General features: G+C 43.2%; 15 protein-coding genes and 1 pseudogene. 4 read left to right on the plus strand and 12 right to left on the minus strand.

Annotation, left to right across the window (positions count from 1 at the left end; genetic code table 11):
* Positions 1 to 11 precede the first annotated feature (11 nt).
* The 12 genes from glgX to QUB80_RS16650 all read right to left on the minus strand — a co-directional run bounded on the left by glgX (position 12) and on the right by QUB80_RS16650 (position 15777).
* A complete protein-coding gene (glgX, locus tag QUB80_RS16595; RefSeq protein ID WP_289790613.1) occupies positions 12 to 2108 on the minus strand; it encodes a glycogen debranching protein GlgX in 2097 nt (698 codons plus the stop codon).
* Positions 2109 to 2134: 26 nt separating this feature from the next.
* The gene (locus QUB80_RS16600; RefSeq protein ID WP_289790614.1) at positions 2135 to 2776 is read right to left on the minus strand and encodes a DJ-1/PfpI family protein; all 642 of its coding nucleotides are present in this window, start codon (positions 2774 to 2776) and stop codon (positions 2135 to 2137) included.
* A 67-nt stretch (positions 2777 to 2843) separates the two neighbouring features.
* A complete protein-coding gene (locus QUB80_RS16605; RefSeq protein ID WP_289790615.1) occupies positions 2844 to 3275 on the minus strand; it encodes an ester cyclase in 432 nt (143 codons plus the stop codon).
* Between the two features lie 23 nt (positions 3276 to 3298).
* Positions 3299 to 4759 (minus strand): ankyrin repeat domain-containing protein, encoded by a 1461-nt coding sequence (locus QUB80_RS16610; RefSeq protein WP_289790616.1) that lies wholly within the window; start codon positions 4757 to 4759, stop codon positions 3299 to 3301.
* 61 nt (positions 4760 to 4820) lie between these two features.
* Positions 4821 to 6326 (minus strand): GMC oxidoreductase, encoded by a 1506-nt coding sequence (locus QUB80_RS16615; protein ID WP_289790617.1) that lies wholly within the window; start codon positions 6324 to 6326, stop codon positions 4821 to 4823.
* Positions 6327 to 6349: 23 nt separating this feature from the next.
* Entirely contained in the window at positions 6350 to 7045 is a 696-nt protein-coding gene (locus QUB80_RS16620; protein ID WP_289790618.1) for an EthD domain-containing protein, read from the minus strand.
* A 74-nt stretch (positions 7046 to 7119) separates the two neighbouring features.
* The gene (locus QUB80_RS16625) at positions 7120 to 7707 is read right to left on the minus strand and encodes a nuclear transport factor 2 family protein (RefSeq protein ID WP_289790619.1); all 588 of its coding nucleotides are present in this window, start codon (positions 7705 to 7707) and stop codon (positions 7120 to 7122) included.
* Between the two features lie 249 nt (positions 7708 to 7956).
* Entirely contained in the window at positions 7957 to 8577 is a 621-nt protein-coding gene (locus QUB80_RS16630; RefSeq protein ID WP_289790620.1) for a VOC family protein, read from the minus strand.
* A gap of 14 nt (positions 8578 to 8591) precedes the next feature.
* Positions 8592 to 10295, minus strand: a complete 1704-nt coding sequence (locus tag QUB80_RS16635) for a thiamine pyrophosphate-binding protein (protein ID WP_289790621.1) — start codon at positions 10293 to 10295, stop codon at positions 8592 to 8594.
* 140 nt (positions 10296 to 10435) lie between these two features.
* Entirely contained in the window at positions 10436 to 11299 is an 864-nt protein-coding gene (locus QUB80_RS16640) for a type 1 glutamine amidotransferase domain-containing protein (RefSeq protein ID WP_289790622.1), read from the minus strand.
* A 1393-nt stretch (positions 11300 to 12692) separates the two neighbouring features.
* Entirely contained in the window at positions 12693 to 13226 is a 534-nt protein-coding gene (locus QUB80_RS16645) for a DUF937 domain-containing protein (RefSeq protein WP_289790623.1), read from the minus strand.
* A gap of 106 nt (positions 13227 to 13332) precedes the next feature.
* Positions 13333 to 15777, minus strand: a complete 2445-nt coding sequence (locus QUB80_RS16650; RefSeq protein ID WP_289790624.1) for a DUF4912 domain-containing protein — start codon at positions 15775 to 15777, stop codon at positions 13333 to 13335.
* A 1127-nt stretch (positions 15778 to 16904) separates the two neighbouring features.
* On the opposite strand from QUB80_RS16650, the gene metH reads away from it, so the two are divergent.
* From metH to QUB80_RS16665, 4 genes and pseudogenes are all read left to right on the plus strand, one after another.
* On the plus strand, positions 16905 to 20453 hold the full coding sequence (gene metH / locus QUB80_RS16655; RefSeq protein WP_289790625.1) for a methionine synthase: 3549 nt from the start codon (positions 16905 to 16907) through the stop codon (positions 20451 to 20453).
* A gap of 458 nt (positions 20454 to 20911) precedes the next feature.
* A pseudogene (locus QUB80_RS35240) lies at positions 20912 to 21070 on the plus strand (glycosyltransferase); the annotation flags it as partial.
* Positions 21071 to 21184: 114 nt separating this feature from the next.
* Entirely contained in the window at positions 21185 to 22177 is a 993-nt protein-coding gene (locus tag QUB80_RS16660; protein ID WP_502875302.1) for a glycosyltransferase, read from the plus strand.
* 418 nt (positions 22178 to 22595) lie between these two features.
* On the plus strand, positions 22596 to 23285 hold the full coding sequence (locus tag QUB80_RS16665) for an SDR family NAD(P)-dependent oxidoreductase (RefSeq protein ID WP_289790627.1): 690 nt from the start codon (positions 22596 to 22598) through the stop codon (positions 23283 to 23285).
* Positions 23286 to 23392: the final 107 nt, after the last annotated feature.

Genomic DNA, 23392 nt, shown 5'->3' on the forward strand with positions numbered 1-23392 from the left:
AATTCACAAAACTATTTAGAAATCAGCACCACAACACTGCGACTCTGAACCCAGTAAGTCTTAGTTGTGACAAGAGTTTCCTTACCTTGTTCTGCAATGTCTAAGGGGGATGGCTGGGAAGTGTCTACCGTTCTATACCACTGTCTGCCTGCAACGGTAGGAATTTCAAAATCAAGCCCTTCCCAGTACATATTCAGCATGACGTGAATATCTACCTCCTCGTTGAAGCCCCCCAAGGTAAAGGCTAAAACACGAGCTTCAGGATCGTTCCAACCTGGGCTATATAGTTGGCAACCATGCCAGGAAATATCTGCTAATCCGCGCTCATTCATCTCCCCACTAAAGAAACGCGGTCGGTGCAGAATAGAATGGTGCTTGCGAAAGTCAATCATCAGTTTAAAAAACCGATAGATATGGGGATATTTCTGCAACTGCTGCCAATTAAACCAGCTAATCTCGCTATCTTGGCAGTAAGCGTTATTATTTCCTTGTTGGGAGTGCCTCACCTCATCACCCGCCAAGATCATCGGCACGCCTTGGGATAGTAAGAGAATAGCGGCAAAATTCTTGACTTGGCGATCGCGCAAGTCTTCAACCCAGCGATCATCCGTTTCACCCTCAACCCCACAATTCCAACTCAAATTATCATTGATGCCATCACGATTATCTTCGCCATTGGCTTCATTGTGTTTATAGTTGTAGGAGACTAAATCATTTAGCGTGAAGCCATCGTGACAGGTAATGAAATTAATACTGTTAATCGGTAAATGCCCGCTTGATTGGTAGATATCAGCACTGCCACCAATGCGTGAGGCAACGGCACCAACCAGCCCTGGATCTCCTTTGAGGAAGCGGCGAATATCATCCCGATAACGCCCGTTCCATTCCGCCCACCGATATCCAGGATAGTAGCCAATCTGATATAGCCCCGCAGCATCCCAGGCTTCAGCAATGATTTTTGTGTCGGCTAAAGTTTCAGATAGTTCAATATTCCACACCACAGGAGGGTATGCCATCGGCGCACCGTCTTCACCGCGAGAAAGTATTGACCCTTCATCAAACCGGAAGCCGTCTACGTGCATTTCTCGCACCCAAAATTCCAAACATTCTAAAATGAACTTATCTGCGATCGGATGGTTGCAGTTAAACGTGTTACCACAACCTGTATAGTCCATGTAGTACTGTTTGTCTCCAGAAACGAGATGGTAATAGATACTGTTATCAAAGCCTTTGAAGTTGATGGTCGGCCCTAAATGATTACCTTCATCGGTGTGATTGAAGACAACATCTAAAATTACTTCAATGCCCGCTTTGTGTAGCGCCTTAACCATATCCCGGAATTCTCGAATCTGGTTGCCAACCTCTGGATAAACACAATAGTGACTGTGGGGGGCGAAAAAGCTAACTGTACTATATCCCCAGTAGTTTGTTAGTGGCTTGCCATTAACTTCCCGCAGTACTTGCTTGTAATCGAACCCAAAAATTGGCAGCAGTTCCACGGCGGTGATGCCCAATTCCTTGAGATAAGGGATTTTCTCAATTACTGCCAAAAAAGTACCAGGTTGTTGGCAACCTGAGCTAGGCGACTGGGTAAATCCCCTGACGTGCATTTCATACACGATCGTCTCACTCATCGGGCGATTAATTGGGCGATCGCCTTCCCAGTCATAATCTGAGATGTCGATGACTACACTTCGCGCTGAGGTAGCCAGATTATCTCCCTCTCCACAAGCATCAGCCCGGTTCCACAGATCGGCAGTATTTCCTTTCGCGTAAGGATCAATCAGAACTTTGTTCTTATTAAAGCGGTGTCCGGCATTAATGTCATGCGGCCCGTCTACACGATAAGCATAGTGAATTCCTGGTTTCAAACCCCTCACATAAACGTGCCAGAAGTGAAAGGTTTTATTCACTTTCGGATCTAACTCAATAACCTGTATTGGTTCGATAGCATCATGCTTATCAAATAACAAAAGTTGTACTTCTGTAGCATGTTGTGAAAAAACCGCAAAGTTCACCCCTTCTCGATCCGGTGTTGCACCTAGAGGATGTGGCCGTCCCTTCTCTGTTATATATGTAGTTTTAGGTGCATCTACTATCAACGTCATAACCCACTTCCTCTGTAATCTGATATTTATGAAGCCAGCATTTCAATAATCTTTTTGGCAAACAAATGACAATGAGCACCGGTGCGTCCTGTGACTAAATCCCCATCCACAACCACATCTTCATCGGTGTAGATTGCACCCATATTCACAACATCGCCATGCAAATTGTTATGGCAGGTGACGTGACGACCACGCACCAGTTCTGGTACAGGTGCAACTAGCCACATCCCATGACAAATTATGCCTTTAAGAATATTTTTATTAGCAAAAGCTTGTTTAATAAATCCTGTTGCTGGTGGGAGTTTACTCAAATCGTCTGTGTACCTGAGGCGATCAGACACAAAAGCAGACGGTACAATTATGGCAGCATAGGTATTGAGTTCGTCATCATCTATATTTTCAAAGCTTTCATTACAATCAAGCGGTGCATGATATTCATGTCCCTTGAAAGTTATAGACTGCTGACCCCACAAGCGGGTGAGAAGATGAGCTTCAGCACCTTCTTCTGCAAAGCGGTAATGGTAGTACCAAATTTCGTGTTCGTAAAAGTCACTCTCAATTAGGATGCCAATTTTTTTCCCTTTCAGTGTTGCTGTTTCTTCCTGGCTTTTAGGTACACCCTTTAAGTGATGCTGAGTTCCCGATTTATCTAAATGAGAAACTAACATAGTCTATTTCCTACAGTCTTAAAGTTGTCTTTGGTTGACTGCTCCGCTCTACCAATGACTTTTGTAATTACGACACCTGCGTTTTTGTTGCGATCGCGTCGAGTTGTTTGAGCAAACCCAATTCGTCCATGCTAGTCCACACTTCCTGGATTTTGCTGTTAGCAAAGCGAAAGATGGAGATTCCCGAATAGGTTAACGGTTTGCCAGTAGGTGTAATGCCTCGAAACTCCTGTTGATGTGTTCCATGTACAGTCCAGCGAGCAACAACTTTCTCTCCTTCAACAATTTGATCGTCAATAGTGTGTTGGAAACCGAAAGCAGTGCGGAACATACCGAGATATTGTTTGAATACATCGCGATTTACTGGCTCGGAACTCCCGGCAGCATAGAAAGTGCAATTAGGGAAAAATAGTTCATCAACTAAATCTAAATTGCCCCCATCCACAGCATCCCGATAAAAGCGATCGCGGACAATAGTTTTGTAGTCTTCAACAGACACTATCAAATCTCCTTATTTGGAACTTAAGAATTTCCCGTCGTTTTAGAGTGAATCAGTTTTGGAATCTCACCTTCTGAACCAAATACGTCAACAGCAATATCCCAAGGTGTTTTACCGTCATGTCCTTTCAAATCTAATCTGGCACCGCCTTTAATCAGGATCTCTGCACATTCGCTATATCCATGCCAAAGCGCATCGTGAAGGGGGGTGTAACCGTTGATTGGCCCCTGAACATCCAAATCGATATCGGGGTGTTCGACCAGCATTTTCAAAATTTCCGGATTACCGTTATAAGTTGCTTTATGAATCGGAGCGCCTTTAAACACCCAATCTTCGACTCTGACTTTAGCACCAGCCTTGAGAAGTTCTCTGACAATTTCTGTGTGTCCATCACGGGCGGCAACTAAAAGGGGAGTATGCCCATCTAAAAAAGAATTGATATGAGGATAAACAGTATTAACATCAGATTTATTCTCTATTAGCTGCTTAACTGTCTCAAAATCACCCTGATTGGTTGCTGCCATGACTTTTTGAGACTCAATGCTTTCTTGGGCAGCTTTTCTGCCCGCGTCAATGATTTCTTTAATGGTGATAAATTTTTGTTTTTCTTCCCCTTGGTTAACATTGAGTTCAAAGTTGAGATGATCGTCTAAAGTAAAGCCATAGTGGGTACTCAAACGCAGATTTGCTCCCCGTTCAACGATTAGCCTCACCAATTCTGGCCACTTGTACCACAGAGCATCCATAATTGGGGTATGCCCCATTGTGGGGGTAACAGCATCAAAAAATGCTCCAGCATCGAGTAGCAGCTTTGCAACTTCGACACTACCACCCTGACAAGCTTTGTGCAAAGGAGTCGCCCCGGTTTTGCTATCAACAGTCAGAACATCTGCACCAGCATCTAACAACAATTTCACCATTTCAGCATTGCCATGACAGGCTGCGGTCATTAATACTGTTAATCCATTTTCTGGATTGCGGGTATTAGGATCTGCACCCTGTTGCAGCAAACTCTCGGCTGCTTCAATATGATCATTTTCTACAGCTTCGATCAAACGCGCTCTTGAATCTCCCCGCAATGCAGCAATAATTGGGGAGGGATCGCAGTAGGATTTCCATTTGACAATCTTGCCATTGTGAATCTGCATCCAAGTGGCAAAAGTGATATCAAAGGTGAGTCCAGTCGCTTTGACTGTTGTGATATCATGCACTGTGCCAAATGCCTGATCGCCTTGGACGACCAAATCAAGTGGTTTAAAAACCTTCACATCAGCAATGCGATCGCGGGCTTGAAAGGATTGAGTCACCTCAGCCACACCGTGGGATGTGCCAATCCAAGGAATAATATCGCTGACGCCCTTGACAGGTTGTAGATTAACCCACTCGATATCGTCTGCCAGACAACTCATCGCAGTTTCATAGTCAGCTCGATCTAGAGCTTGAAACCACTTTTCGGCAACTTTCTGTGTTTCTTCCTGGCTCATGGCTCACCTCAGTACTTAATAACTCAATGGCGGTTAACCTGAATGCGAAAAAAGAAAAAATCTATGAAGGTTTGATATCCTCGTCCAAAATCCGATCCAAACACCGCTCGGCGATCGCGGCAATTGTTAATGCTGGATTAACACAGGTACTAGAGCCTGGAATTAAAGACCCATCGACAATGTACAGGTTTGGATGTCCAGCTACACGACCGTAGTCATCGCAAACTTTACCCATGCAGGCTCCTCCCAACTGGTGACCTGTGACTTGAGCTGCGATCGGAGGAACGTCACCTCCATTTTTTTGACTAAGTAATTCGGCTAAATACTTAGCGGCTTCTTTCGCTTTCGGGTCACTTTCAAAATTTAATTGAACTGTATCCGAAGCTGGATCGTAACTAAAGTTACCCCGATGAGGAGTCATCGCAAAGACAAAGCTACCGATAACATTATGATTGGGAAAATCCGTTTCAAATCTAGGTAATGGCGCTCGCATCATCACACAGGGATAGATGGGATTCTCATAATTGAGAACAACGATCGCTCCTGGGCCGCCTAAATGCGGATTAGTCTTTTCTGAGAGATTGGTGCGAAAGGCATAGGTATCGCCATCGTTGCCAAATCCCTGACCGAGAGTATCATTGATTCTCGGTAAATCTCCTTTTGCTTTCGCTTTCATCAGGAGTTCGCAAGTTCCCATCACACCAGCAGCCATAAATAAGTATTGGCAGGTCAATGTTTGCTGGTCAATAACTTCGCCGCGATCGTTAATTATGTCTACCGAAACTTCGTAACCTCCTTCTAGTTTTTCAGCAACTTTGGTCACAACGTGGTGAGTGCGAATTTCAACTGAACCCGTTTGTTCAGCCAACTTCAGATAGTTTTGATCCAGAGTTTTCTTGCCACCACTGTTATTGCCAAACCAAAACTCAGCTGCAATGACAGAAGGGACTCTTTTTCCAGCTATTTCCTCACGGACAATATCCCAATCTACCCCCATTGGAAATCGATTAATGCCGTTAGTTAAGCCAGTGTTTGTTGACTCAACATAGGGAAATCCTGCTTTGAGTGCGTGTTGTTCTAATACCTTTAATCCCAGATAATATTCACTCTCTAGAACATCATCGGGGATAGGTGCAGAGCCAATTACAGAGTGAACTCGTGGAAAATAGACAGAATCCATCTCATCGTAGCTAATCGAGCTAGGAAGTACCTGCTCAAATAGTTCCCGTGGTGGCTGAATCAAAATACCTCCATAAGCCAGCGAGCCACCACCAACACCACAACCTACAAGAAACTTATAATTTCCTCTTTCAAGTATTTCCAGGACTCCTGTATATTTCTCGATCGCAATTCCCTCATAACCTGGAGTTTTAGTGACTGTATTTAGCCACTCTGCTCGCCCATCTGGATTTCTAAACGTTGCAAAAGTAGCATTTTTAGTCGGATCTTCAATTGTCCAACGACGCCCTCTTTCTAACAGCACTGTTTCAATTCCAGCTTCACCTAAACGCAATGCGGCTACAGCCCCACCAAAGCCGCTACCAATTACAATTGCTTGTACATTCATAGTTGTTTTCCTTCTGAATGCTCTTAACGCGGCTCTGGCCCTATAATCCAATGTTCGGTTGCAACAAAAGTATGGACATATTTGGGTTCGATAAAATTAGCTAAATCCTGTTCAGCTTCTTTGCCTTGTGGTGAATTTAGAGCTTTTTCAAGTGATTGGAGGTCATCAAACCAAAGCTGGGAAACACAGTCAAGAATTGATTCCCCAATGGCATAGAAACTATCACGTACATGACACTGAAGATAACGTCGCAGACCTGGAAGTTTTAGATCCTTTTGTGCGTGAACTTCCAAACTGTACTTGCGAAATTCCTCTAGCGGCATTCCAGCTTTACGCTTGACTAGAGCAAAAACTTTAACCATATTTGAATCTTTTTTTAAAGGTTCACCTTCCATCAGGACATGAGCTGTTGTATCTAATACTACAGTGCGCCAGAAAGCTGCCCAATTAGGTTCATCTAGCCTTGCTCCTGCTAAAAGTTCCTTCGACTGAAGAGATGCTAATTGCTCTTCCTCATTCTCTAGCCATATTTCCGCTACACCACTAAAAAGTGGATCTTCTGGTTCCTGACCAAATGGGATACGAGTATCAATCAAGTAACGCTTAATCTGAGGAATTTTACTGGCATAGTAAACTGCATGAAAATTGACCCAGTAATTCTGGAATTCCTTCTCACTCATACCTGGTTTAGGATGGGCAAATATATGTTGATGGATCATAAAAACCTCATGAATTTATTAGCTTTACACTAGTTTTTGCAATGATTAAAGCTGCTTTTTTCAAAAATGATTAACTAATTGTTCATATTTGGCGGTGGAACGTTGGGATCGAGGATGAGGCTCCGGCTTTGGTATTTCCAAGTATCACCAATTTTCACTAACCTATCTTCGTATAATCCAGTTCTGATGATTGAGGCGGGAATATTGCCAATATCCATAGCGATGATATAACATCCTCCTTTCGCACCTCCAAAATCCGGTTCAATTGTCAGGTTATTGTTCCAGTGCCGAGTAGTTTGTACATCAGGAAAGGTGTTATAAACGTCGATTAACTCCTGCGTTCCTGTTGCCTGGGTTATAACTGTCCCATCCGCGTTCTTCAGGATGAATGTGCCATCAGGTGTGAATGTATCTGCCCATTTGGCAGCGTTGTAACCCTCTAAAAGACCGTCAAGGGCATAGAAATAGTCGCTATTGAGCTGCCCAATTGCAAGGATATCCCTGGGTGGCAGTGATTTTTTAGGTGACTGGGCAGAGATTTGCAGGGGATGAAAACTGATTAAAACTATGATTGAGAGTGCAAATCCAGCTAGAAGTAATATTCTTCGCCGTGTTGTTTTTCTTAGTTGCTTAATTTGGTTATTAGAGTTTTGATAAATCACATTCTTTTTTGATGAAGATTGTGAAATGCCAAGTATAAACAAGATTTTTTGAAATGATAGCGGCATATTTCTGGATTTTTTCGTCGTTGATATCTTTAAGGCTTTTATGATACTTGCAAGGAGCATGATGATTAATAACCTTTATAACCTCAAATACTTTTGATCCCACAGGTGGGTTAGTAATGAAGTTTTGCTCCTGCTTTTTAAAAGCGATAATGGTAGTACCAAATATCTTGGTAACCTTAGCTTTTAATGCCTTCGCCTGATTTCATTTAGATGTTCTATAGCTTCAGGCATCAATTCGACAAACTGAATCAGATTGCCATCACAGTCTTTAATAAATTGGAAACTTAACTTGAGATCGTAATCTACTCGTTTTACCCAGACTGTTTCAATCCCTTTGCTTTTAAGTTCTGCTATCTTGGCATCAAGATTATCTACCAAAAGAGCAAATTGCGAAATACCATGAATGTTGGTGTGAGCAGGGGGATCATTACGCGGTGGTGATATTGGAACTGAGCCGTTTTGCTCGATGAGTTCAAGTCTGAAGTCATCTAACTCTAAAACGGCAATTCGGGTGCCAAAATCTGGAAAATCTTTTCTTGTAAATATCTGATATCCAAGCTTCTGTTGATACCATTGGACAGCTCTATCAATGTTTGGGGTTGATATACTGACATAAAACAGTCTAAAGGGAAGCATAGGGATATCCTTGGGTGAATGTGAAGCTTTAGGGCTGTGAGCAAAGATTTGAGAGGGACGAATACCACTAACAAACAATGCTGAGAGTCCACTTCCACCAAGCAGCAACATTCTTCGCCGCGTCACTTTTTTTTGTTGCCCACCCTGGTAATTAGAGTCTTGATACATCGCGTTGTTCCTTACTATTGCCCACACCTGATCCCAATCATTTCTGGGTGAACATTACCCTCTAAAACCAGGTCAATTAAAAATGGCCCGTTGTGTGACAATGCCTGCTTAATTGCTGGAGCAATTTCTTCAGGTTTTTCAACCCGGATGGATTCAACACCCATCGAACGAGCAATCTCGTCAAAGCGAATTGCTGGTTTGGACAAGTCAAAACTTAGAGGAAAATCATGCTCTGGAATACCCTGTTCTTTCCAATAAGCTTGGATGTTTAACTGCAATATTCGATAAGACCTGTTATTGCAGACAACAAACTTAGCATCTACATTGTGGCGAGCCGCTGTCCACAGAGCTTGAATGGTGTACATCGCCCCGCCATCACCAGTAAAGCCAATCACAGTCTTGTCGGGATTGGCAATTTTGGCACCGATCGCTCCTGGTATCCCCACACCCAAGGAGCCGCCACGGGTGAGAAAGTAGTGTCCTGGTTTAGTTGTCGGTTTGTAGCGTGTCACTGCTGGAGAGTTTGTCAAAGCTTCATCGAAGATAATGGCATCCTCCGGTAATTGCAGTGCCAGTTCTGCCATAAAACGAGATAAATGCAGAGGTACAGCATCCCAATCAGTGCGATCGCGCTCTAACTCGCTCTCGTGCTTGGCTGCTTTTGCTTGCGCAATTTCAGTTGCTCTTGCTTGGGCTGTGTGCTTCTGCTCTTGTGTCATGACGCTTTCTAGGGCAGTTGCCAGTTTGCCAAGGGTGAGTTTCGGATCACTTACTATTCCCAAATCGACTGGATGATTTTTCGCAATTTCATAGGCATTTAAATCGATATGAATAACTTTTGCCTCTGGAGCAAAAATATTACCTAATTCAGGGAAAACCTCTGGTAAAAGGTAGCTACCACAAACTAAGTTGACATCTCCTTTAGAGGTGATAGGCAGGCTTTGATAACCAAACATATGCCCTGTCGCACCTTGGTACAAAGGATGAACATGGCTCATATTCAATTCACCAGCATCTGCTTCCCATACCTCTGCACCCAATATTTCGGCAACGCGTACTAATTCATCTTGCGCGCCAGAAAAAGCCACTCCATCACCCACAAAAAACATCGGCTTTTGAGCGGCTGCCAACATAGTTGCTGCGGATTTGAGCAACTCTTCCTCTGGCACTACTTTGGTAGAGGGGAAAGAAGTTGGTCTCACTTCCTCAGTTATAGGAGCGTCCAAAATATCTTGGGGCAAGCAAACATATACTGGCCCTGTTGGGGGAGTAGCAGCAATTTTGATGGCTCGTCGCAAAACACGCAAAAGAGAAGATGGCTCCATTACCATCGTTGACCATTTGGTAACAGGTTCAGCAAAAGCGACTAAATCACCCGCCATCTGAGCATCCATCGCCTGATACTTAATTCCAGCATCTCCACCGATGACGACCAGTGGCGAGTGACCCCGTTTTGCTTGATAAAGAGCACCGATCGCATTCCCTAAACCAGGGGTGCTGTGTATTTGCACTACTGCTGGCTTGCGAGTTGCTCTGGCATAGCCATCGGCTGCCATGACTGCAACTGTCTCTTGTAACGTCAGAATGTACTTAAGTTCTGGGTAATTCCAGAGGGCATCAAGAAAACCCTGCTCAACTGTACCAGGATTACCAAATATATAACGGATGCCATCTGCAAGAAATTGCTCCAGAATTGCAAAGCGCCCAGTTTTGTTCATTATTGATTGCCTCATACGGGGCTTATACCAATTTTGGATTTTGGATTAAAACTATTGATTAATAGGCTAGTCCAGAATTTTGAAACAAGACTCTCGTGTGCCAATTTGGTATTATGGCTGTTCTAGTATTTTTTTAGCGGCTACCACCCATAGCGTGTCATTCCTTTTTCCAGAACTGTGACCAAAACGCGACCGCACTCTACAGAAGAAGCTGTGGAACGGCTGGTAATAAAGGGATAGTCCACCATTACAGAAGTCTCATGACCGACTCTGCCGATGTAAGCTCCTTCAGGCCCAACTGCATCGCGAAGAATGAATTCTAGTGGGTAAAATGGAGGGCCAAAATTGATGTATCCATCACCAAATCCCTTGTTCGTACCATCAATCGCATGGGGGCCTTCAAATCCTGTACCATCCATGTAGTCATAGTCAATTGGATGACCAGTGACGTGCTTGCCCCAAATCAGGCTCTTTTTCTCTCTGAAGTCCCTTGCAAATGCCAGGCAGGCAACACCGTAGCACTCAGCTGCGATCGGTTTGTTGAGTTTATAAAAGCCGATAATAAGTTCATGCAATCGATAATTATTCGCCAAATCAATCATTGCTCCACTGCCACCGACAATCACCAAGGCGTCGTATTCCAATAGCTCTTCAGCGACAATCTGGTCAATTTTCTTGTAATAGGCTTCCATATCTCTAAGATAAGTTGCAGAACTGGGATAGGCTCGCTGTGGAAACCAATGAGCTAGGCTCTTAGGATGATCTAGTCGGTTGGATTGATCGACTTTGCGTGTTTTTTCTGCCATTTGTTCTGATGTGACCGATCGCCCTAAAGGTGGATCGGTATAGCCAGGCGCATAACTAACCGAAAGTGGAGTCGGTTTTTTTCCAGTTGGAGTCAAGAACGTTATGTCATATCCGGCGGCATCGCATGCCTCCAACGGCCCAATCAGTTCTTCTCCCCAGTAACCCCATTCGGATATTACTAATAAAACCTTTTTCATTGGCTTATCTCCTGTGATGACAATTGCTATGTTTGCCAACGCTGCACTAAAAACTAACAGTTAACAAATTCAGACTTCTAATTACAACGTCTGTCGCACTTGGTTAACTGTCTCCATTCACTGAATTCGCAATCCAAAAACTCAGCTGATAATTGAGTAAAAGACACACCTCAATTACTTCAAATCTCGTTCGTTGTGCAACAGAGAAGTTGAGTAAGCTGAGAACCAATAAAAGTAAAAATTGTAGAAAATGAGTCAGCCTTTGTAAAGAAGTTACTCCGAAAAGTTAGGCTGGCATGAGTAAACTACAAACAATTCAAGCTACTTCAGTTCGCAACAAAATTATGACCTCACTGAAATGTTGTTTTTATTTACTATCTTCACCTGGAAATTTAAGTTAGTTGACACTGATTGAACTCTATATTTAATCCTTTTTTTTATATTTGTATGGTCTTTTACCTGTAATGCAATCTCATTAAAAATGAAAAAAACACATCAGATTTTTTATCATTTTTAAATTTACATTTGGAGATTGTGAGTGTAATTGCAGACAATAGCTGTAATTTAACCCATGCTTATAATAAGTTCCACAATTTTTATTTTTATTTCCACTTTAGTCTACTAACCTCTGAAATGTTTAATTTCTAGATTTTTCTGCATTTAATAGTTTTTACCTTGAGGAATGTGAGTTGATTTCTATTTCTCAAGTGGAAAATCAGCAAATTCTGGTGAGACAGATGTAGAAATGAAAAGATTCATATATACCTCTTCAAAAAGGCACAATAAATCTCTACCTACTTTGGCAATAGTTTTTTATTAACTTTGAGTTCGCGAATAATTCACTTAGTGTCTAAAATCCCTTAATTTCTGCTACTTTTTCAGCATCTTTTACTATTTGCTTGAAAGCAAACCCTATTTTTTCACCAGTTTGGTGGTTAAAATTGTAGGAGAAATTTTGTAGAAAAAGTAATTATCGTTAGCCTAGCCTTAACAAGAAATCTTATCACAGAGTGTTTGATCAACCTGTTGAACTCTACATAAATTTTTATAATCAAAAGCTTATCTTCTTTGTATGTATTGCTCAGAAAGGGTAGTAGCTTCTAAATAAGTTGAAACAAGCGATCGCCTACATGGGCAAAATCACACTAACAATTAAGGCAGAACGCCATATTTTTGGCGATATTATACGAAGAAAGTAAAAGCGACCGCTAAAACTCAATATACATATACACCAAAAAAGGGGATTAGAATTTGGGATTGAAATTCATTCCTACTCCCCGGTTCCTAATCCCTAGTCCCTATTTACTGACAAAGGGTAAAAGACTGTTTTTTGTCTACGGTCTACAAATTCACATTTTAAATTTAACGATGTCTGCTGAGTTATATCCTCCAATTAGGAAACGGCTGGTGGATTAATAAAACGATTGGCAAATCTCAGAACATCGCCTAAATCTGTGTCACCATCGCGATCGCTATCTAGAAAAGTATTCAAAATCGGATTTGAGCCTTGAATGCCAGGTTTAGTAGCACCCATGTTCAAAAAACCTAATACTGCCGAAATTAGACTTGGCAGAGCAGCTTGAATCATATTGGGACTTAATCCTGTTTTTTGAGAAACTGCTTGAACTATTTGCTGCTGTAACTGAGGCGAGAGCAGAGATTGTTGCCCAGATGCGCTTGTATTAGCACTGACAGCTTGGTTAATGAGATTTTGTAATTGAGTGCTACCCAAAGCGGATTGCTGTTTTTGTAGTGTAGGGCGAAGTATATTGCCCAAAACTGTCATCGCACTTTGGATTTGAGATGGCTGGATACCTCGATTTGTTGCCAATTGCTGAATTGAGTTTATGATTGACTCTAGTTGACTAACGCTTCCCTGTTGATTGGGATTGTTAATTGCACTGAGAACATCAAAGAAAAGTCCCATATTTAATCTCCTCACTTTAAGATTGATAATCAGTTAGCAGTTATCAGTGAGCAGTTATTCTTCACTGTTCACTGTTTACTGTTCCCTGTCACCTGTCTCCTATCACCTATTGTTCTGATGGCACATGAACGTGGAAGGAGCGAATAATCCTTAACCAGCGATTGTCATCAGTGTAGTAACCTACTTCTGCAATGTAGTCGCGATCGCCAACAGGAATAGAAATATGCTTGTCTTGATCGCGCTCATCGCATTCATACTCTTGAGTGCTGTGGGGTTGCTGATTGTCAATATCAAGATTTGTCACATCGTGAACTCGCAACATCAACCTGCGTCCACCCTGCTGTCGCGCAGCTTCTTTATACTCATCCGAGATTTCCCAATAGGCATAGGCATCTCTAGAGTTACGAGGAACTAAGATAATTCGGCAGTCGCTCTTCATTGCTGATTGAGCATCATCTGTGCGTAGATTAACTGATGCTTGTTGCCAAACATCGTCACCACGATTAGATTGTTCTCTATCCACAAATGATCGAGCGGCTCCTGTGATGCCTGCGACTGCGGCAGTACCTCCTGCAATTGTTCCACCGACTTGATTCGCTATATCTCCAGCTATGTTAGTCGTTGCTTTGGATATATTCTCAACCCGTTCAGAGATAGCTCCATCGTTGGAAAATCTGGCTGTACTGTCTTGTGAGAAATTATATGGAACTTTTACAGGAGCTGAACGAGCAAGTTTTAGCCAACGTGCATCGGCGGTGACATAGCCTAATTCTGCAACATAGTCGCGATCGCTCTCAGCAATAGGGATATGCAAGTCTGATGCTTGTTCATCACATTCTATTTCCCGAACTCTATGAGCAGGCTGTTGTTCTAGATCTATGCCTGTAGTGTCATAGACACGAAGCGCCAGTTGTTGTCCACCTTGTTGCCGCAGTTCCGCCTTGCGAGCTTCTGGAACTTCCCAGTAGGCATAAGCATCTGTGGAGTTGCGAGGCACCATGATCAAACGACTTTCATCTGTTGTTACCGGGCGATCGCTCACTAAAGAATTAGCTGCTGCCACAGTAGGGATGCCAACAACAGGTTTACAGGCAGGAACTCGCACTGGAGCCGAACGAGCAATTTTCAGCCAGCGATTGCTGTGGGTGACATAACCCAATTCAGCAACATAATCACGGTTGTCTGTTGCAATCGGTATGTGCAAATCTTGCGCCTGTAGCTCGCAATCAAACTCCTTTGTGCTATGTGGTGTTTGCCGATCCATATCAATATCAGTGACATCGTATAGACGCAGTTTCAATTGATGTTTACCTTGCTGTTGCAAATCTGCTTTCACCTGATTGGGAATTTCCCAGTAAGCATACGCATTTGTGCAATTTCGGGGCGTCAAAATTATCCGGCTCTCAGGAAGACTGACTGGAGCAGCAGGAACAGGTGCTGCCACTGGTGTATGGGTGGCAGCAGCAGTGGTGCGCCGACTTAGCCACCACAACAATCCACCTAAACCCAATAATGGAATTAGCAATAACCACCACCAGGGAAACTCACCTTGAGATTCTGTTGTCGCTGTGGTGACGGGGGTATTTGCAGGTGAAACAGTTGCTTCAGGAGTAGGTGAAGGAGTTACCTCAGTTGTAGGTGAAGCAGTTGTTTCGGGAGCGGCGATTAAATTTCCAGTTCTAGCTTGTTCAATGATTTGCTGATTTTCAGGGGCAGTTGCATAGCCTAAAAATGCAGTAGCGGCAGGACTAGGATCGACTTTTTGGTAAGCATATCCCAAAGGTTGAGAGAATGGATAGCGGGGATCGGTGGGAGGAACATTGTGTAGCGGCACAACTTGGACATTGGGGTTGTTTATAGCCTGATCGACGATCGCATATCCAATGCCATCTACTCCTAATTGTTTGATAACCGCTTCGGTAGTATCTTGTGTAAGTTTGACGGCATTTGCACCCGTTTGAAATGGAGCTTTCTGAAAAACGGGATAATTTTGAAGTGCTTGCCGTAAGTCACTATTTTCTGGGCGATCAATCAAGCGGATTGCTTGGGGAGATCCCCCAACTTGCGACCAATTGGTAATTTCACCCCGAAAGATTCTGGCGAACTGTTCAGAAGTTAGGCTACTATTAAACGGATTGTCTTTTCCAATAATTACAGCAATTTTATTACGGGTAATAGGAACAGTTGCAAGTCCTCGCGCTTGTTCTGTTTGGGTTAGCGAACGACCAATCGCAGCCAAATCAATCTTTCCATCTCTTAACGCTTGTACAGAAGCATCTGTTCCATCGTAACCAATATTGACCTCTGTACCTGGAAACTTAGCTTGAAATTGTTGTGCAAGTGCCTGATTAATCTTTTCCATACTGGGTGTGCCATTGATCTGCACTTGTGTACCATTAGGAACAGATTGTGGAACAGGAAAAGAAGTACTAATACCCGATGATTGGGCAAGTACAGGACGAATAATAGAAGAGACTGCTGAGGAAGAAGAAACAGTACTCAAAGCTAATATGGTTGATACTGATGCCAGCGATATTTGTTGACGAAGCATCTTGTAAAACCTGATTTCAAATGTTTCAATCTAACTTAAAAACTGTCAAAAAATAACCTTAAAGTTTTCCCTAAATCTTGAGTTTCGTAATTCCTATTTCTCTTTATATGACTAATCTTGTAAAGTTGAAACTTTCATCGTTACTGATATGATGAAATTCTGAAATAGGCTTAACTAAGGCTATTTGATAAAGTTACAACACGTGGCTGGGCTCTAATTAGCAGTTTGGATATCAGGGAAACTCAGATTACATTAATGATGGCAATTTTACAGGTTAGATTTTTGTGAAATACATCAATTAAAATAGAAAGTAGCGTAAAAAAGTAAGAATACTATAAGGAGAAAATAATATTTCCACTTTAAAGATTAGATATGATTTACAGTAGAAACATTAAATAGTAGTTTAATAGCTTGACTGATTTGAAGAGAGTATTTATAAAGTAAATCTTAAATTGTAGGGTGCGTTACGGCTAGTTCTGATTCTCTTAGACTTTAAGCCCTGACTACAAGTGCATATCCTCTCAATTATTGCGATCGCCTAGTGATGTTACGTCTAACCTAAATAGTTGCGAAGAGTCTTCCTAAAATGTAGATGTGACTTCTTTAGCTTCCCCAGGTTACAAAGAGCCTGTTGAACCACTGCACTGGCTCTCCTGCAACCTAAGTAGTCGTGCAAAATAAATTATCTAGAAGGGAACTCTTAACAGGGTTGAGGGAACAGGAAAGAATATAGCGAAATCATGTTGAAAAATGGCTAAATATTTAACCGTGGATACTGAATACCAGAGTTTCAGGAGTGTCTTGTTAAAAACCTATATCAATCAATGGTATGCGGGCTAACCAACTATCTTTACCAGAGGTATAGTAAATCTCTCAGTTGCGAGCTAATCGATGGGCAACATGAGCAGGAAAAGCTTCTTCGGGTGAGGCGACGCGATCGGTATTGAGATTGTCACACACTAACTGAGTGAGATAAATTCATTAAGCCTGCCTAAAAGCGAGGAATCAAACGATCTAAAAAATTTACTACAGTTTAGTTTTTACTAAAGTCGTCCGAAAGTCTAGAAATTTTGGAAAATAATAAATTAAGTCAAAGCTCGCAAGACTACCCAATTTGCTTGGAAAATATGACTCATCCCTTTTTAGAACGCCTGCATAGTCCCGATCGCCCAGTTCTTGTCTTCGATGGCGCGATGGGAACCAACCTGCAAAGGCAAAATCTTACTGCTGACGATTTCGGTGGCGCTGAATATGAAGGTTGCAACGAGTACTTAGTTCATACTAAACCCGAAGCTGTAGCAAAGGTTCACAGTGATTTTCTCGCTGCGGGTGCCGATGTCATTGAAACTGATACTTTTGGCGGTACATCGATAGTTCTAGCAGAATACGACTTAGCAGATCAAGCCTACTACCTCAGTAAAACAGCCGCAGAACTAGCAAAACGCGTTGCAGCGCAATACTCCACTCCTGAGAAACCTCGGTTTGTTGCTGGTTCGATGGGGCCAACAACCAAACTGCCAACCTTGGGACACATAGATTTTGATACAATCAAAGATGCGTTTGCCGAGCAAGCAGAGGCACTTTGGGATGGCGGTGTTGATTTATTCATTGTCGAGACTTGCCAGGATGTACTGCAAATTAAAGCAGCACTAAATGGCATTGAAGAAGTCTTTGCTAAAAAAGGTCAGCGTCGTCCCTTGATGGTTTCTGTAACAATGGAAACAATGGGAACGATGTTAGTTGGTACGGAAATTAGCGCCGTACTAACAATTTTAGAACCTTATCCAATAGACATTCTCGGTCTAAACTGTGCCACTGGCCCAGACTTAATGAAACCACACATTAAGTATCTTTCTCAACATTCTCCCTTCGTGGTTTCCTGTATTCCGAATGCGGGTTTGCCTGAAAATGTCGGCGGACAAGCACACTACCGCCTGACACCAATGGAATTGCGAATGGCGTTAATGCACTTTGTTGAAGATTTGGGTGTCCAAGTGATAGGGGGTTGCTGTGGGACACGTCCAGAACATATTCAACAATTAGCAGAAATTGCTAGAGAGCTAAAGCCAAAAATCAGACAGCCGCAAATAGAAGCAGCCGCAGCGTCAATTTACAGCATTCAGCCTTACGAGCAAGATAACTCCTTTTTAATTATTGGCGAACGATTAAACGCCAGTGGTTCTAAAAAATGCCGGGAGTTGCTCAACGCCGAAGACTGGGATGGACTGGTTTCGATGGCGCGATCGCAAGTCAAAGAAGGCGCGCACATTCTCGATGTCAACGTGGATTATGTGGGGCGTGACGGCGTGCGGGATATGCACGAAGTAGTCTCGCGTCTAGTTAATAATGTCACACTACCTTTGATGCTCGACTCTACAGAATGGGAAAAGATGGAGGCGGGTTTAAAAGTCGCTGGAGGTAAGTGTATTCTGAACTCCACCAACTACGAAGATGGAGAACCACGTTTCCTCAAAGTGTTGGAGTTAGCGAAGAAGTACGGTGCGGGTGTAGTCGTTGGCACCATTGACGAAGACGGAATGGCACGGACAGCCGAAAAGAAATTTCAAATTGCCCAACGCGCCTATCGCCAGGCTCTAGAATCTGGCATTTCAGCCCGTGAAATCTTTTTCGATCCATTGGCACTACCTATTTCTACGGGTATTGAAGAAGACCGCGCTAATGGCAAAGCTACGATTGAAGCAATCCGCCGCATTCACCAAGAATTGCCCGGATGCCATATTATTCTTGGTGTTTCCAACGTTTCCTTCGGCTTGAACCCAGCAGCGCGAATCGTATTGAATTCGATGTTTTTGCATGAAGCGATCGCGGCGGGAATGGATGCAGCTATTGTCAGTGCCAGCAAAATTTTACCGCTATCGAAAATAGAACCCCAACACCAAGAAGTTTGTCGTCAGCTAATTTACGATGAACGGAAATTTGAGGGTGATGTCTGCGTTTACGATCCCTTAGGGGAACTGACAACAATGTTTGAAGGGGTGACAACCAAGCGCGACAAAGGCGTTGATGAAAATCTCCCCATTGAAGAAATGCTCAAACGTCACATCATCGACGGCGAGCGCATTGGTTTAGAAAAACACCTGGAAAAAGCCCTAGAAAAATACAAACCGCTAGACATTATCAACACCTTTCTGCTGGATGGAATGAAAGTAGTGGGTGAATTGTTCGGTTCAGGGCAAATGCAGCTACCATTTGTGTTACAGTCAGCAGAAACTATGAAAGCGGCGGTTGCTTACTTGGAACCGTTCATGGAAAAATCTGAAGCTGGTAATAACGCTAAGGGTACAGTAATAATTGCCACAGTCAAAGGTGATGTTCACGATATTGGCAAAAACCTTGTGGATATTATCTTGTCCAACAACGGCTATAAGGTAATAAATCTGGGGATTAAGCAGCCAGTGGAAAACATCATTGATGCATACGAAAAGCATAAAGCTGATTGTATCGCGATGAGTGGCTTGCTCGTGAAGTCCACCGCCTTCATGAAAGAGAATTTGGAGGTGTTTAACGAAAAGGGAATCACCGTTCCCGTAATTTTGGGCGGTGCGGCGCTAACTCCCAAATTTGTCCACGAGGATTGTCAAAATACCTACAAAGGTAAGGTAGTATACGGCAAAGATGCTTTCTCAGATTTACACTTCATGGATAAATTAATGCCAGCGAAGTATTCTGGTAAGTGGGATGATTTCAAGGGCTTTTTGGATGAATTTGCCGAGGATGGAATTTCCGAAAATGGACATAAAAAGCCTGTGGCAGAAGCAGAAACTGTTGAGGAAAAAGCACCTACCGAAACCAAGGAAGCAGATACTCGCCGTTCGGAAGCAGTAGCGGTAGATATAGAACGTCCCACACCGCCTTTCTGGGGAACAAAACTGTTACAGCCTAGTGATATTTCTTTAGAGGAAGTATTTTGGTATTTGGATTTGCAAGCTCTGGTTGCGGGGCAGTGGCAATTCCGCAAGCCGAAGGAGCAATCTAAGGAAGAGTATCAGGCTTTCTTGAATGAGAAAGTTTATCCAATTTTGGAGGAGTGGAAGCAGCGAATTATTGAGGAGAAGTTGCTGCATCCACAGGTGATTTACGGGTATTTCCCTTGTCAGGCTGAGGGGAATTCGCTGTATATTTATGAAACGAACCACAAAGACGCAAAGAACGTGAAGGAAGTAGCAAAGTTTGAGTTTCCCAGACAGAAGTCTTTGAGAAGACTATGTATTGCAGATTTCTTTACACCGAAGGAGTCGGGAATTATTGATGTCTTCCCGATGCAAGCTGTGACGGTGGGACATATTGCCACGGAGTACGCGCAGAAGCTGTTTGCAGATAATAGATACACAGATTATCTGTATTTCCACGGTTTAGCCGTGCAGGTGGCGGAAGCGTTGGCTGAGTGGACACACGCTAGAATTCGGCGAGAATTGGGTTTTGGTGCTGAGGAACCCGATAATATTCGGGATATTTTGGCACAGCGATATCGTGGCTCAAGGTATAGTTTTGGATATCCGGCTTGTCCGAATATTCAGGATCAGTACAAGCAGTTGGAGTTGTTGGGAACTGGCAGGATTAATTTGTATATGGATGAAAGTGAGCAGCTTTATCCGGAACAGTCTACAACTGCGATTATTGCTTATCACCCTGTAGCGAAGTACTTTAGCGCGTAATCTCTTAACCCCTCTTTGCAAACAGAGAGGGGGAATTTAGGATGAAATACCAGAAAAATTCTGGATATCAGCAAGTAATATATTGAAAAGCCTGTATTTACGTACAAAATCAGGTGAATATACGGAATCTTTCCATCTATGATCCGAAAAAGGATAATATCGGTGAAAATTTCTAGATATTCACCCTAAATAAGGTGGTTATACGGAAAAATTCTGTATATCTAGTTGGATATTGACGATATCCAGAAAATTTCTTGATATTATTACTAATATGCTTGTAATCCTTTCTCTACCTAAGTCCTGAGTGTGATATACGGAAAGTTTCCGCATAATTAATAGTTGGGCTGCTTTTAGTTACTTGTGGTGGCAGATATCTTGAGATTGTTGGTGGGGCGACTTAAAGGGTTAAGATTGAGCAGTCCTATTTACGGAAGCGCTGCTGATTGAGGGGGAAGAAAGTGAGTCGAATTGTTGTCACAACCCTGGGAACGCTTGGCGATCTCCATCCCATGATCGCGATTGCGCTAGAGCTACGGCAGCGAGGACATGATGTTGGGTTTGTCACGCATGAAGTGTATCAATCGAAGCTGCAAGCTTTAGGCTTTGAGTTTCACGCCATGCGCCCGGATTTCACAGCGATGAAAGACCCGCAGGAAATGGCGCGGATGATGGATTTAAAGACCGGACAAGAATACATGGTGCGTCAGTGGGCGAACCCGAATTTACGCGAAATGTATACGGATATACTCGATGTTGCCAAAAGTGCAGACTTCATCTTTTCGGGTGAAGGCGTGATGGCAACGCCGCTTGTGGCAGAAAAACTCGGAATGCGATGGGCTTCTAGCGCAATGGTTCCCCTCTCATTTTTCTCAATCTATGATCCTCCGGTTTTAGCGCCGTTCCCGGCTTTAGCAAAGCTATACAAACTGGGACCATTAGTGAGTCGAGGCGTGCTTAATTTTGCCAAAATTGTCAGTAACTCTTGGGCAGATCCGATTCGACAACTGCGCCGAGAACTTGGCTTATCCCCGATTGACTATAATCCCTTTCTTGAGAATCGATTTTCGCCTTACCTAGTCGTTGCTTTATTTTCTTCGGTGTTCGGGCAACCTCAACCCGACTGGGCAGACAACACCATCGTTGCAGGCTTCACCTTCTACGATGGAACGCAGGAAGGCGCAGAACTGGCCCCAGAACTGAAGCAGTTTTTAGAAGTGGGCGACCCTCCGATTGTCTTCACGCTTGGCTCTGCTGCGGTGATGAATGCGGGAAATTTCTACCAAGAAAGTCTTCAAGCCGTCAAACAACTCAATCGTCGCGCTGTTTTTCTCATTGGCAACCACTTGCGACTGGAGAACCTTCCAGCCAATGTTTTAGCAGTCAACTATGCGCCATATTCTCAAATTTTTCCTGATGCTTGTGCGATCGTGCACCAGGGCGGCGTTGGTACGACAGCACAGGCATTACGGGCAGGTCGTCCAACTTTAATCATGCCGTACGGTCATGATCAGCCTGACAATGCAGCAAGAGTTCAACGATTAGGAACATCTCGTACCATTTCCCGCGAACAATACTCCGCTTCACGAGTTGTAAAGGAATTGAGCGAATTGCTTGAGAATCCGAGTTATGCAGCCAAAGCAGCGGAAATTGGGCGAATTGTGCAGGCAGAAAATGGGGTGGGTGTAGCCTGTGATGCCATCGAAAACCAACTAAAAAAGTTGTAGTCTCATTGTAGGTAGCAGCCGCCCAACAATCCGGTTGGAGCGGACAGTTGAGAGTCTTTTCGTCTTCGTTCAGGTTGATCTGCTGCCGCTCAACCGGGTCGTTAGGTTGCATTGTTGGTGGAGACGGGATTTTCAGAGCATCGATAATATCTTGTTCCAGAGAGGTATTGGTAAGGTTTAGGATTTTTGGTTTAGCATGTTTCCTGACGAAGAAAGCTTTCTTAATCAAGGAGGTGATTGAGTGGATCTGCTAATTCGAGACGCTCAACTCGATGACGCTGAAGCGATTTTAGCCATACTAAACCCGATCATTGAAGTTGGAGCAGCGAACAAAGCCTTCTTCTTCGTTTCACGTTGGTCGGTCGCCGCTCAACTATGCCGTTAGATGTTAATCAAAGCATCATTACGAAATATCGAAATGGAATTAGAGAAAAAGCAAATTCTTGTTGTAGGAGCCAGTCGAGGCATTGGTGCAGCTGTTGCTCAACATTTTGCTCAAAAAGGTGAGTATGTGCTTTCTGTTTCAAGGAGCCAGCCTGTTGCAGGAGAGTGGATTCAAGCAGATATTTCCACAGCAGAAGGGATACGATCAGTTATTGATAGTGTTGGTGAATCTCGCTTGGATGCACTGTTATTTATGGGTGGAGTGTGGGAAGAAGGTGCGTTTACGGAGCGATACAACTTCATGCAAAGTCCTGATCGAGAAACTCGTTATGTGATAGCTGTAAATACGATTGCTCCTATTGAACTAACTAAACAACTCACCAAAAATCTTGTTAGATCGAATAATCCAAGAGCTATATTTATCGGCTCATTATCTGGTCTAGATAATGCTGCATCGATCGAGGTAGCTAATACAGCATCAAAATTCGGATTGCGAGGCGCAGCACAAGCTTTAAAGATAGCTCTACGTGATTACAAGATTGGTGTTACAGTTATTAACCCTGGAAATGTCGCTACAGAAGAAGTAATGGCAGATATTGAAGAAGGTAGATTTGAGCAGCAAGTTCCGATCCCTCTTACAGATATCATTTCTGCAATTGAGTGGATTCTAAAGCTTTCAAATGCGGTGAACATCGGAGAAATTAATATGCAACAGAAGGATTAATCGATTAGCATTGTCAAGCAGGCATAGATGCTAAATGCTGAAATCTAACAATCGCGCTGCACCAGAACGTTTTAGTATGGTTGAGTTGCAAAGATTATCCCCATCCG

It is taken from the genome of Chlorogloeopsis sp. ULAP01, assembly GCF_030381805.1.
Taxonomy (GTDB): domain Bacteria; phylum Cyanobacteriota; class Cyanobacteriia; order Cyanobacteriales; family Nostocaceae; genus Chlorogloeopsis.